Raw genomic sequence first — 11,944 nt, 5'->3', positions numbered from 1 at the left:
GGAAACCAGATGCAACAGGACGCCATCATCATCGGCGGCGGTTTTGCCGGATTGTCGGCAGCCTATATTCTCGCCCGGGCGCGGCGGAAAGTGACCATCATCGACAGCGGAGAGCCGCGCAACCGCTTCGCCGCCCATTCGCACGGCGCGCTGGCGCTTGACGGAAAGTCTGGCCGTGAAATCCTCGCCGAGGCGAGAACTCAGCTTGCCACCTATCCGACCGTGACCTTCGTCGAAGGAGAGGCTGACTCTGCGGAAGGCGTCATTGATGACTTCCACGTTCGCATTGCCGGACAAAAACCCATCGCAGCCCGCCGGCTGCTGCTGGCAAGCGGCATGGAAGACCGACTGCCCGATATTCCGGGCCTGGAGGAGCGTTGGGGCAAGACGGTGCTGCATTGCCCCTATTGCCACGGCTATGAAATCGGTGGCGGCCCGATAGGGGTTCTGGCCACCCATCCCATGTCGGCGCACCAGGCATCCGTCGTTGCCGACTGGGGCGACGTAACCCTGTTCACCAATGGGATGCCGGAACCGGACGATGCGGCGCTTGCCCTGCTGGAAAGGCGCCAAGTCGGCCTGCAGGCAGGCCTTGTCAGCGCGATTGAGACCGGTGCGGGCAAGATGATGCGGATATGTCTGGCGAATGGACGGGACTTCGAGGTCAGGGCGCTGTTCGTCGGACCGGACATGCATATTCGCGGCTCCATTGCTGAAAATTTCGGTTGCGCGCTGGAAGAAACGCCTGCCGGAAAAATCATCGCCACGGATGTATCGAAGGCGACCAGCGTGGCAGGCATCTATGCCGCCGGAGACATCGCCCGCGCCTTTGGCAACATCACGTTGGCCTCCGCCGATGGTGTCATGGCCGGCCTCGGGGCGCATCAGTCGCTGATGTTCGCAGCCGCGCATTCTTGACGACGTTGTCGTCTTTCGCTTAAAAAGCGGCCGTCCTTATGGAGTTTTGATGTTCTCCTTGTCTGAGATTGCCTGAGGGCCCTGCCCGCAAGTTTCTTTGCGCGCACGGGCCGGAAAACGAAGCCCTGACGTTCGACAGAACGCCAGACCCGTTTTCATGCGTTCAACCGAACGCCTCTCGGATCTCACCATCAATGGACATTTCACGCGACGAACAGCGTATTCTTCACCTCATGGCCCAGGGCGGCTGCATCGAAATCATCCGCTCGGACGGCAAGTCGATCGACGGTGCCCGTTGCTTCACCCGCGACGGTTGGCTTTACCCGGGCTTCGGTCTGGAGATGTTCCGCAAGCTGAAAAGAAAGAAGGCAATCTCATCATCCGGCGGCAAGCCCTACCGGATCACTCAACGCGGCCTCGTGCTCGTGCGTGCGCAGTTGAACAACCGCTGACAGGAAAATACCGGCGAGAGCGAATTGCCGCTCTCGCCGGATTTCAAAACAAGGTGATACGCTGCCGTTCAGCTCAAAACCACTGCTGGCCCGATTGGGCAGCAGGCTCTTCCAGCGACTTGCTCATCCCGACGGACTCGACGTCCCTGTCGAGTTTTGGCGCATAGGCCGTCGAAAGCCAGCTGATCGAATATCCGTGCTTGCGGAAGAAGCCGATTGCCGGGACATTTTGCGAATGGGTCTTGATGACGGCCGCTTCGAACCCATCAGCGAGAATACGGCGCTCCAGTTCGGCCAGCAGGACAGAGCCAAGGCCGTTCCGTTGCACTGCAGGCCTTATCCAGAGATCGGAGATATGGCCGTCATTGTCTTCGCGCGCGGCCCAGCCGGAGGCTTCACCGCCGAACTCGATGACGCTGACCGAAAACCACTTGGAGCGCAGGAAGGAAAGGAACGCCAGTTCCGCCACACGGCGCATCGTTTGCGCATCGGCAACGCCGGAGACGGCCTTCTCCCAGGCTTCGAGCCCGATGGCCGCAAGGGCTGGAACTTCATCTTCGCGCGCAAGGCGGACGATCATCATGCGACGTGTCCTTTCCGCCGCAAGTAGAGCATCACAGCAACGCTTTTTCCAGACGTACCTTGGCCTGATCCAATCCCAGCGACGGAGAAAAATCCGTGCCTCGCCAGATCTCCGCAAAACCCCGTCTTTTGTAAAGAGAAAGAGCCGCCGCGTTGGACGCATCGGCTTCGATGCTCGCGACACCCAAATTTTCAAAGCGCATCCTGACGAGCAACTCGCCAATCAGCGCCGAGCCGACGCCGTTGCCCTGCCAGTGCGGCGCAACCCAGATATCCGAGATATAGTCCCAGCCGCGTGCCCGGTCGCCGGGATGCTCGCGACTGTCGCGGGCTCCCCAACCGACAACTTCACTTGCCGCGAAGGCCACGACAACTTCCGCATCCGGCCTTCTGGCAAACGTCAAGAAGCCCTCTTCAACACGCGTTTCGATATCCTCAACATACCAGCGCTGGTGAACGCGGTTCGACTTCCAAGCCTCAAATCCTACCCGCGCAACCGCCTCGGCATCCGAGACAGCCATGTCACGAAGACGGAAACCAGATTTCACCACCACTTGGCGGGCGAGAATTTTCCGGCCGCCTGCTCGATGACATGCGCCGTCTTGAACAGGGTCTCCTCCTCGAACGGCTTGCCGATCAGCTGAAGACCGAGCGGCAGGCCCTTGTGGTCGAGGCCAGCGGGAACAGCAATGCCCGGAAGACCGGCCATGTTCACCGTCACCGTGAAGATGTCGTTCAGGTACATCTTCACCGGATCGGAGGCCAGGTCCTCGTCGGCGATGCCGAAGGCCGAGGACGGTGTCGCAGGCGTCAGGATCGCATCGACGCCGGCGTGGAAGGCAAGCTCGAAATCGCGCTTGATCAGCGTGCGGACCTTCTGGGCCTGCAGATAGTAGGCGTCGTAGTACCCGGCCGACAGCACGTAGGTGCCGATCATGATGCGGCGCTTGACTTCCTGGCCGAAACCGGCGGCGCGGGTCTTCTCGTACATGTCGGCGATATCCTTGCCGTCGACGCGCAGGCCGTAGCGAACACCGTCATAACGGGCAAGGTTGGACGAGGCCTCGGCCGGAGCGACGATGTAATAGGCCGGAAGCGCGTATTTGGTGTGAGGCAGGCTGATATCGACGATCTCGGCACCGGCGTCCTTCAGCCAGGCGATACCCTTTTGCCAGAGCGTCTCGATCTCCTCCGGCATGCCGTCGACGCGGTATTCCTTCGGGATGCCGATCTTCATGCCCTTCAGCGACTGGCCGAGCGAGGCTTCGTAGTCCGGCACCGGCAGATCGACGGACGTGGTGTCCTTCGCATCGACGCTCGCCATGGACTTGAGCAGGATCGCCGCATCGCGCACGTCGCGGGCGATCGGGCCGGCCTGATCGAGCGAGGATGCGAAGGCGACGATGCCCCAGCGCGAGCAGCGGCCATAGGTCGGCTTGATGCCGACGGTACCGGTGAAGGCGGCCGGCTGGCGGATCGAGCCGCCGGTATCGGTCGCCGTCGCGCCGGCGCAGAGGAATGCTGCCACGGCTGCAGCCGAACCGCCGGAAGAGCCGCCCGGAACCAGATCAAGGTTCGAGCCCTTGGCGCGCCACGGGTTCTTCACCGGCCCGTAATAGGAGCTCTCGTTCGACGAGCCCATGGCGAACTCGTCCATGTTGAGCTTGCCGAGCATGACGGCGCCGTCGTTCCAGAGGTTCTGGGTAACGGTCGATTCGTAGCGCGGCTTGAAACCGTCGAGGATATGGCTGCAGGCCTGGGTGTGGATCCCTTCGGTGCCGAACAGGTCCTTGATCCCCAGCGGAATGCCTTCGAGCGCGCCAGCCTTGCCGGCGGCGATACGGGCGTCCGAGGCCTTCGCCATGTCGCGGGCCTTGTCAGGCGTCGTGACGACATAGGCGTTCAGAGCGCCATTGGCTGACTCGATCGCACCAATATAGGCCTCCGTCAGTTCGACGGCGGTGATGTCCTTGGAGCTAAGCTTGCTGCGCGCTTCAGCGATAGTCAGGCGGGTCAGGTCGGTCATGGCAGGCTTTCAAAATCAGAGACGTTCGGGCGGCGGCGAAGGGCTTATTCGACCACTTTCGGGACGAGGAAGAAATTGCGGTCCTCGTTCGGTGCATTGGCGACGATATCGTCCGCCTTGCTGCCATCGGTGACCACGTCCGCCCGCTTCTTCATCTCCATCGGCGTCACCGAGGTCATCGGCTCGACGCCGTCGACATTCACCTCGGAGAGCTGCTCGACAAAACCGAGGATGCCGTTCAGCTCGCCGGTCATGCGCTGCGCATCCTGTTCGCTGACGGCAATGCGGGCAAGGCGCGCGACGCGCTTCACGGTGGCGAGATCAACTGACATGGATATTCTCCGAGTACGAAATTTCCTACCCGCTATAATGACCAAGCATCCGCCACGCAACGGGGGAATCGCCCCGTTGCGTACCTCGTCGAGCATTTCCGCGGGGTAGAAGAGGTTAGAACGAGACGGTACCGCCGACGGCAGGGACCTCGACCTTCGCCTCTCCGCCGTCCATTGCCGCGACGAACGTGTCGGCCGTCTGGTCGATGATGCCGAACGAGCCGTAGTGGCAGGGGATAACCGTGCCGAACTTGAAGAAGCGCTGGCAAGCGAGCGCGGCCACGGCTCCGCCCATGGTGAAGCGATCGCCGATCGGCACGAGGCCGATTTCCGGCTGGTGGAGCTCGTTGATGAGCGCCATGTCTGAAAAGATGTCGGTGTCACCCATGTGGTAAAGCGTCGGCTCGTCTTCGAAATGGAGGACCAGCCCGTTTGCGTTGCCAAGTGAGTGCGAGACGCCGTCTTCAGTGATCTGCGCCGACGAATGGAGCGCATTGACGAAGGTGGTCGAGAAGCCATCGAGGTGAATGGTGCCGCCGGTATTGCCCATTTCCAGCGCCTTGACGCCGCGCGAGCCGAGCCAGGCCGCCAGATCGGCGTTGGCGACAACGGTCGCACCGGTCTCCTTGGCGAGCGCGATCGTATCGCCGACATGGTCGCCGTGGCCGTGGGTGAGGAGGATATGGGTCAGTCCGGCCGCCGCATCCTTGCGCGTCGATTCGTCAAAGGACGGATTGCCGGTGAAGAACGGATCGATCAGGATTTTCGCCCTGGCGGTTTCCATGTGAAAGGCGGAATGCCCGAGCCATTTGATCTTCATGAAAATACTCCTTGGTGATTTGTCGGCTGGATGCGGATATGGATCTGCCGACTAGTCCTTAAAGACCGAATCGGCAAATCACATGGCTGTTCTCACCATAGACGAACTCGCATCCACCCTCCTGCCCGGCCAGGCGATCGGCGGCCTCGACCTCGGCACCAAGACCATCGGCATTTCCGTCTCTGATCTCGGCCGGCGATTTGCGACGCCGCGCGAAGTGATCAAGCGGGTGAAGTTCGGCATCGACGCCGAAGCGCTGCTCGCCATGGCGGCCAAGGAGAGGATCGCTGCCTTCGTCATCGGGCTGCCGATCAACATGGATGGTTCCGAAGGCCCGCGCGCCCAGGCAACCAAGGCGTTCGTGCGCAATATGGCGCAGAGGACCGACATCCCCTTCGTCTATTGGGACGAACGGCTTTCGACGGTGGCGGCGGAACGGGTGCTGATCGAGATGGATGTCTCTCGAAAGAAACGCGCCGACCGGATTGATTCGGCCGCCGCCTCCTTCATTCTTCAAGGGGCGCTCGACAGATTGACGTCGTTGGCGAAGGACGCAGCTGAGGATTCGGCAGACTGAACGGCCGGAAAGCGGCTGTTGTACCAGGCGCGAATCTCGCGGCGTTTGCGGAAAGCGATGATCGCAAAGACAACCAAGCTGTCGAAGGCGATGGCGCGGGCGACAAGCGGCGGGATAGTTTCCGGCGGAAGGCCGAGCACGTGGCCGTAGACGGCGAAGACGAGATCATGGGCCTGGCGGGTCAGCATGAAGATGCCGAAGCTCATGTCGTAGTAGGAAAGGCCGTACCAGCCGGTGAGCAGGATGACGGGGCAGGCCCAGAGGATCAGGAACCATTTCATGTCGCTCTCCCCTCAATCATCACGCCGCGCTTGAGCTGCAACGATGCCCAGTCGAGCGCCATGGCGCCGACCAGAATGACGGCGGGGATCGTCAGATCGAGCGCGAGGCTCGCAAAAAACATCATCATGATGATCGTCAAGCCAGTTCTCACCGAACGTGCTCCATTCTGGAAATCATTAAATTCTTCTTCGCGCCTCACTCTTGCCCCTTAACCCCAACCACGCAACGTAAACCATCCGTTAAGGTTAATTTCCGCGCGACGCGGTTGCCGTCCTGTGGACAAGGGTCTATCGATGGGTCTCTCCCTCCTTCAGGCCCCTTCATGACGATCATCTTCGAAAGCATCCTGCCGATCTTCCTGCTCGTGTCGCTGGGCGTCTGGTTGAAGCGTTCGCCGCTGGTCGACATCACGCTCTGGGAAGGATTGGAGCAGCTCGGTTACTACGTCCTGTTCCCTGCCCTTCTGTTCTCGACGCTGGCGACAGCCGATTTTGCCGGCATGAAGACGGATGCAACGGCGCTGGCGACGATCGGCAGCGTCACGCTGATGTCGGCCGCGCTGCTGTTGCTCTGGCCGATGCTTCGTGCCCGCCACGTCTCGTCCGCCGCCTTCACCTCCATCTTCCAGACGGCGACACGCTGGAACGGCTTCATGGCGCTCGCCATCGCGCAGAAGCTGTACGGGCCGCTCGGCCTCAGCCTGACGGCGCTGGTCATGACCCTGGTGATCATCCCGATCAATCTTTACAATGTCGGTGTTCTCATCGGCTTCAACGGCGGGCCGAAGGGGCTGAGGTTCTTCGCGTTCAAGATCGCCACCAATCCGCTGATCGTCGCCTCGGCGCTCGGCATCGTGCTGAACGTTTTGGGGATTGCGGTCTACGGACCGGTGCTGAACGCCATCGAGATGCTGGCCGCCGCGTCCCTCAGCCTTGGCCTCGTCATGGTCGGTGCAGGCCTCAAGGTTTCGGACGCGCTGCGGCCGAGCCTTGTCGCCCTTCTCGCCGTCTTTCTAAAGTTGATCGTCATGCCGGTCTTCATGGTCGGCACGGCCTATGCTTTCGGTATTCGCGGCGACAGCCTGCTGGTGATCGCGCTTGGCGCCAGTGTGCCGACGGCGATGAACGGCTATCTGCTCGCCAAGCAGATGGGTGGCGATGCGCCGCTCTATGCGGCTGTCGCCACCGTGCAGACGGTCGTCTCGTTCTTCACAATCCCATTGGTGCTGACCGTGACCGGCTATATCGCCGCCGGATAAAGCAGATCGACGATGTAGGCGGAATCGAAGCGCGAATCGAGCATGCCGTAGGTCGATCGCCAGCCCGCAGCGAGACGGGATTCGAGGAAGGCGTCGGCAATGCGCCCTGCCCCAAGCCGATAGAGTTCGGCCGCGGCGGCAGCGAGCGCCAACTGTTCGACCAGCATGCGCGCTGCCCCTTCGTCGCGCTCGCAGAGCGACATCGCCGCTCTGAGCACGTCGACCGTCTTTTTCGCAGCCGGGCCGAGATCGCGGCTGATCACCTGGAAAAGCAGCTCGAACAGATCCTTGCCGCGTGTCAGCACCCTGAGCACGTCGAGCGCCATGACATTGCCCGAGCCTTCCCAGATCGCATTGACCGGCGCTTCGCGATAATGCCGGGCGATCGGGCGCTCCTCGACATAGCCGCTGCCGCCGAGGCATTCCATCGCCTCATAGATCAGCGCGGGCGCGATCTTGCAGCTCCAGTATTTGGCAACCGGCGTCATGATCCGCGCATAGGCCGCATCCTCGGCGCTGTCGCGGGCCTTGTCGAAGGCTTCTGCGAGACGGAAGGACAATGCGCTGGCCGCCGCCACATCGAGCGCCATGTCGGCCAGAACCCGCGTCATCATCGGCTGCGCGATCAGCGCCTTGCCGGACACCTTGCGGCCACGCACATGATGCACGGCTTCGGCGAGCGAGGCGCGCATCATGCCGGCGGAGGCCAAAGCACAATCGAGCCGCGTCAGCGTCACCATGTCGAGAATCGTGCGGATGCCGGCGTCGGGCGTGCCGAGCACGAAGCCGAACGTGTCAGAGAATTCCACCTCCGACGAGGCGTTCGACCGATTGCCGAGCTTGTCCTTCAGCCGCTGGAACCGCAGACCGTTGGCCGAGCCGTCCTCCAGGAGGCGCGGCACAAGGAAACAGCCGAGACCGTCGCGGGTCTGCGCCAGCATCACGAAGGCGTCGCTCATCGGCGCCGACATGAACCATTTGTGGCCGTTCAAGCGATAGATGCCTTCGCCGACCCGCTCGGCCGTCGAGGTATTGGCGCGCACATCCGTGCCACCCTGTTTCTCCGTCATGCCCATGCCGATGGTGACCGAGGACTTCTGCATCCAAGGGCGATTGGACGAATCATATTTGCGCGACAGGATTTTGGGCGCCCATTCCTTCTGAACCGCCGGCGACGCCGAGATCGCCGCAACGGAGGCGCTGGTCATGGTCAGCGGGCAGAGATGGCCGCATTCGAGCTGCGCCGTCAGATAGAAGCGGATCGCCCGCGCTTTGTGCGAGCGCCCGCGCTCGTCGGCGATGTTTTCCCAGGCCGAGGCATGCAGTCCCGACGTCATCGAACGGCGCATCAGCGCGTGCCAAGCGGGATGGAATTCGACCACGTCGAGACGTTCGCCGCGCGGCCCGTGGGTGCGCAGCTTCGGCACGCCCTCATTGGCCATGCGCGCCAGGTCCTGCGCCTCCGGCGATGTCGCATAGCGGCCAAGCGCCTCTAAGTCATCGCGCAGAGGCCGCGGCATCGACGCGGCAATGTCGACCACGAGCGGATCGGACCTGAAGGCGTTGATTCCCGACCAGGGTTTTGGCTGGTTCAGTTCGGCGAGTTTCTGTTCATTTCGGTTCAGAGTCATGTCGCGTTTCTAACCCAAGTCCCTGTGCTTAGGAACAGCACCGGGGCGGGATAAACGCCGCTTCCCGCAACATTTTCAGGGAAGCTCCCGAACGGCCACAAAAGCACTGGAATGCGCCCTGTTTGCATAGCCTCCGCCTTGCCGGTTCGCCCCACAGTCATTATAGACCCACGCAACTTCACCATATGAGGCGGCTCCCCATGGATTTCTTTCCGCATCGCCACCTGCTCGGCATCAAGGGCCTGACGGAACAGGACATCACGCTCCTGCTCGACCGGGCCGACGAAGCCGTCAAGATTTCCCGCCAGAGAGAAAAGAAGACCTCGACGCTGCGCGGCCTGACGCAGATCAACCTCTTCTTCGAAGCCTCGACCCGGACGCAATCCTCCTTCGAGCTTGCCGGCAAACGCCTCGGCGCCGACGTCATGAACATGTCGGTCAGCAATTCCTCGGTGAAGAAGGGCGAAACGCTGATCGACACGGCGATGACGCTGAATGCGATGCATCCCGACGTGCTGGTCGTGCGCCACTCCTCAGCCGGGGCCGCTGCTCTGCTCGCGCAGAAGGTCTCCTGCTCCGTCGTCAATGCCGGCGATGGCCAGCACGAGCATCCGACGCAGGCGCTGCTCGACGCGCTGACGATCCGCCGCGCGAAGGGCAAGCTCTCGCGCATCATCGTCGCCATCTGCGGCGACGTGCTGCATTCGCGCGTCGCCCGCTCCAACATCCTGCTTCTGAACCAGATGGGCGCCCGCGTTCGCGTCGTCGCCCCTGCGACGCTTCTGCCCTCCGGCATCGCCGATATGGGCGCCGAGGTCTATCACTCGATGGAAGAAGGGCTAAAGGACGCCGATGTGGTGATGATGCTGCGTCTGCAACGCGAGCGCATGGCCGGCTCCTTCGTGCCCTCGGTGCGCGAATATTTCCGCTATTACGGGCTCGACGCTGAAAAGCTGAAAGCTGCCAAGGACGATGCGCTTGTCATGCACCCCGGCCCAATGAACCGCGGCGTCGAGATCGCCTCGGAGATCGCCGACGGGCCGCAGAGCGTGATCGAGCAACAGGTGGAAATGGGGGTCGCGGTGCGCATGGCGGTGATGGAAACGCTTCTTCTCTCGCAGAACCAGGGGCCGCGCGCATGACCAATTCCCTCGCCCTGAAAAACCTCCGCATCATCGACCCTTCGCGCGGCCTCGACGAGACAGGCACGATCATCGTCGAAAACGGCGTTATCCTCGCTGCTGGCAAGAGCGCCCAGGGCGCTCCGAAAAGTGCCGAAGTCAAGGATTGCAGCGGCCTCGTCGCGGTCCCTGGCCTGGTCGATGCCCGCGTCTTCGTCGGCGAACCCGGCGGCGAATATCGCGAAACCATCGAATCCGCCTCGCGCGCAGCCGCCGCTGGCGGCGTCACCTCGATCATCACCATGCCGGATACCGATCCGGTCATCGACGACATCGCCCTGGTCCAGTTCGTGCAGAAGACGGCGCGCGACAAGGCGCTGGTCAATGTCTATCCCGCGGCGGCGCTGACCAAGCATCTCGACGGCGAGGAGATGACCGAGTTCGGCCTGCTGCGCGAAGCCGGGGCCGTCTGCTTCACCAACGGCCGCCGGCCGGTGCACGACACGCTCGTCCTTCGCCGCGCCATGACCTACGCCCGCGAATTCGGCGCCGTCATCGCGCTTGAAACCCGTGACAAGTATCTGGGCGCCGACGGCGTGATGAACGAAGGGCTGCTCGCCAGCTGGCTCGGCCTTTCCGGCGTACCGCGCGAAGCCGAGATTATCCCGCTCGAGCGCGATCTGCGCATCGCCGGCCTGACCAAGGCCGCCTATCACGCCGCCAAGATTTCCCTGCCCGAATCCGCCGAGGCGATTGCAACTGCCCGCAAGCGCGGCACCAATGTCACCTGCGGCATCTCGATCAATCACCTGACGCTGAACGAGAACGACATCGGCGAATACCGCACCTTCTTCAAGCTCTCGCCGCCACTGCGCGGTGAAGACGACCGGGTGGCGATGGTCCAGGCGCTTGCCGACGGTACGATCGATATCATCGTCTCCTCGCACGATCCGCAGGATGTCGATACCAAGCGGCTGCCCTTCGCCGATGCCGCCGACGGCGCGATCGGTCTGGAGACGATGCTGGCCGCCGCCTTACGCCTCTATCACAGCGGCGACGTGCCGCTGCTGCGCCTGATCGATGCCCTGTCCACGCGTCCCGCCCAGATCTTCGGCCTCGACGCCGGAACTTTGAAACCGGGCGCCAAGGCCGACATCACGCTGATCGATCTCGACGAACCCTGGATCGTCTCGAAAGACGCCATCGTGTCCCGTTCGAAAAACACGCCGTTCGAAAATGCGCGCTTTACCGGCCGGGCGGTTCAAACTTATGTTGCGGGAAAATTGGTCCACGCCATCTAGGCGAGACGGACCACGGGAGGGGAACCGGTGGAACTTTTTGTCTGGCAACTCGGGCTGGCGTCGACGCTGGGCTGCATGGTCTTCGGCTATCTGCTTGGGTCCATCCCCTTCGGCCTCATCCTGACCCGCATGGCCGGCCTTGGCGATGTCCGCAAAATCGGCTCCGGCAATATCGGCGCGACCAATGTTCTGCGCACCGGCAACAGGAAACTCGCTGCCGCCACTTTGCTGCTTGATGCCCTGAAGGGAACTGCCGCAGCGGCAATCGCTTCACGCTGGGGGATCGAAGCCGGCATCGCCGCCGGCTTTGCCGCGTTCCTCGGCCATCTCTTTCCCGTCTGGCTCGGGTTCAAGGGGGGCAAGGGTATTGCGACCTATATCGGCGTACTGCTCGGGCTCGCACCGATCATCGTTCTCGTCTTTTCCGCCGTCTGGCTCGCTATGGCCAGATTGACACGCTACTCCTCCCTTTCGGCACTGGTTGCAACGCTCGTCGTTCCGGTTGTACTGCTGGTTTCAGGATACGGGAAAATCAGCCTGCTCTTCGTGGTGATGACCATCATCACCTGGATCAAGCATAGGGCAAATATTCAGCGGTTGCTGGCCGGAACGGAAAGCAAGATCGGGCAGAAGGGATAGGACCG

15 protein-coding genes are annotated in these 11,944 nt (G+C 62.2%); 7 read left to right on the top strand and 8 right to left on the bottom strand.

Annotated elements, in window-relative coordinates; translation table 11 throughout:
- The first annotated feature begins 9 nt into the window (after positions 1-9).
- Entirely contained in the window at positions 10-918 is a 909-nt protein-coding gene (locus WI754_RS13425; RefSeq protein ID WP_349433947.1) for an NAD(P)/FAD-dependent oxidoreductase, read from the top strand.
- A gap of 194 nt (positions 919-1,112) precedes the next feature.
- Positions 1,113-1,370, top strand: a complete 258-nt coding sequence (locus WI754_RS13420; protein WP_349433945.1) for a YjhX family toxin — start codon at positions 1,113-1,115, stop codon at positions 1,368-1,370.
- A 73-nt stretch (positions 1,371-1,443) separates the two neighbouring features.
- On the opposite strand, the gene WI754_RS13415 is transcribed toward WI754_RS13420, so the two are convergent.
- The 5 genes from WI754_RS13415 to WI754_RS13395 all read right to left on the bottom strand — a co-directional run bounded on the left by WI754_RS13415 (position 1,444) and on the right by WI754_RS13395 (position 5,130).
- Entirely contained in the window at positions 1,444-1,953 is a 510-nt protein-coding gene (locus WI754_RS13415; RefSeq protein WP_349433944.1) for a GNAT family N-acetyltransferase, read from the bottom strand.
- A gap of 31 nt (positions 1,954-1,984) precedes the next feature.
- Positions 1,985-2,473 (bottom strand): GNAT family N-acetyltransferase, encoded by a 489-nt coding sequence (locus WI754_RS13410; protein WP_349433943.1) that lies wholly within the window; start codon positions 2,471-2,473, stop codon positions 1,985-1,987.
- A 23-nt stretch (positions 2,474-2,496) separates the two neighbouring features.
- Positions 2,497-3,978: an Asp-tRNA(Asn)/Glu-tRNA(Gln) amidotransferase subunit GatA gene (gene gatA, locus WI754_RS13405; RefSeq protein ID WP_349433942.1), complete on the bottom strand. Its 1,482-nt coding sequence runs from the start codon at positions 3,976-3,978 to the stop codon at positions 2,497-2,499.
- Positions 3,979-4,022: 44 nt separating this feature from the next.
- Complete coding sequence (gene gatC / locus WI754_RS13400) at positions 4,023-4,310, bottom strand: Asp-tRNA(Asn)/Glu-tRNA(Gln) amidotransferase subunit GatC (RefSeq protein ID WP_349433941.1); 288 nt, start codon at positions 4,308-4,310, stop codon at positions 4,023-4,025.
- Positions 4,311-4,425: 115 nt separating this feature from the next.
- A complete protein-coding gene (locus WI754_RS13395) occupies positions 4,426-5,130 on the bottom strand; it encodes a metal-dependent hydrolase (protein ID WP_349433939.1) in 705 nt (234 codons plus the stop codon).
- An 82-nt stretch (positions 5,131-5,212) separates the two neighbouring features.
- On the opposite strand from WI754_RS13395, the gene ruvX reads away from it, so the two are divergent.
- The gene (ruvX, locus tag WI754_RS13390; RefSeq protein ID WP_349433937.1) at positions 5,213-5,707 is read left to right on the top strand and encodes a Holliday junction resolvase RuvX; all 495 of its coding nucleotides are present in this window, start codon (positions 5,213-5,215) and stop codon (positions 5,705-5,707) included.
- Here ruvX and WI754_RS13385 read toward each other — a convergent pair.
- Positions 5,644-5,988, bottom strand: a complete 345-nt coding sequence (locus tag WI754_RS13385; RefSeq protein ID WP_349433936.1) for a DUF6105 family protein — start codon at positions 5,986-5,988, stop codon at positions 5,644-5,646. The genes ruvX and WI754_RS13385 overlap by 64 nt on opposite strands.
- Complete coding sequence (locus WI754_RS13380) at positions 5,985-6,140, bottom strand: hypothetical protein (RefSeq protein WP_349433934.1); 156 nt, start codon at positions 6,138-6,140, stop codon at positions 5,985-5,987. The genes WI754_RS13385 and WI754_RS13380 overlap by 4 nt, the downstream gene beginning before the upstream one ends.
- A 171-nt stretch (positions 6,141-6,311) precedes the next feature.
- Between WI754_RS13380 and WI754_RS13375 the strand changes: the two genes are divergently transcribed.
- Entirely contained in the window at positions 6,312-7,247 is a 936-nt protein-coding gene (locus WI754_RS13375) for an AEC family transporter (RefSeq protein ID WP_349433932.1), read from the top strand.
- Here the strand turns inward: WI754_RS13375 and WI754_RS13370 are convergent.
- Positions 7,229-8,878, bottom strand: coding sequence for an acyl-CoA dehydrogenase family protein (locus WI754_RS13370; protein ID WP_349433930.1), 1,650 nt, complete (start codon positions 8,876-8,878; stop codon positions 7,229-7,231). The genes WI754_RS13375 and WI754_RS13370 overlap by 19 nt on opposite strands.
- A gap of 200 nt (positions 8,879-9,078) precedes the next feature.
- Here WI754_RS13370 and WI754_RS13365 point away from each other — a divergent pair, with 200 nt between their 5' ends.
- The 3 genes from WI754_RS13365 to plsY are packed head-to-tail and all read left to right on the top strand — an operon-like array spanning position 9,079 to position 11,939.
- Positions 9,079-10,020, top strand: a complete 942-nt coding sequence (locus tag WI754_RS13365; protein ID WP_037121922.1) for an aspartate carbamoyltransferase catalytic subunit — start codon at positions 9,079-9,081, stop codon at positions 10,018-10,020.
- On the top strand, positions 10,017-11,300 hold the full coding sequence (locus WI754_RS13360; protein WP_349433928.1) for a dihydroorotase: 1,284 nt from the start codon (positions 10,017-10,019) through the stop codon (positions 11,298-11,300). Before WI754_RS13365 ends, WI754_RS13360 begins: the two co-directional genes overlap by 4 nt.
- A gap of 27 nt (positions 11,301-11,327) precedes the next feature.
- Entirely contained in the window at positions 11,328-11,939 is a 612-nt protein-coding gene (gene plsY / locus WI754_RS13355; RefSeq protein WP_349433926.1) for a glycerol-3-phosphate 1-O-acyltransferase PlsY, read from the top strand.
- Positions 11,940-11,944 lie beyond the last annotated feature (5 nt).

It is taken from the genome of Pararhizobium sp. A13 (assembly GCF_040126305.1).
Lineage (GTDB): Bacteria > Pseudomonadota > Alphaproteobacteria > Rhizobiales > Rhizobiaceae > Pararhizobium.
This window is presented reverse-complemented; position numbering and strand designations above follow the sequence as displayed.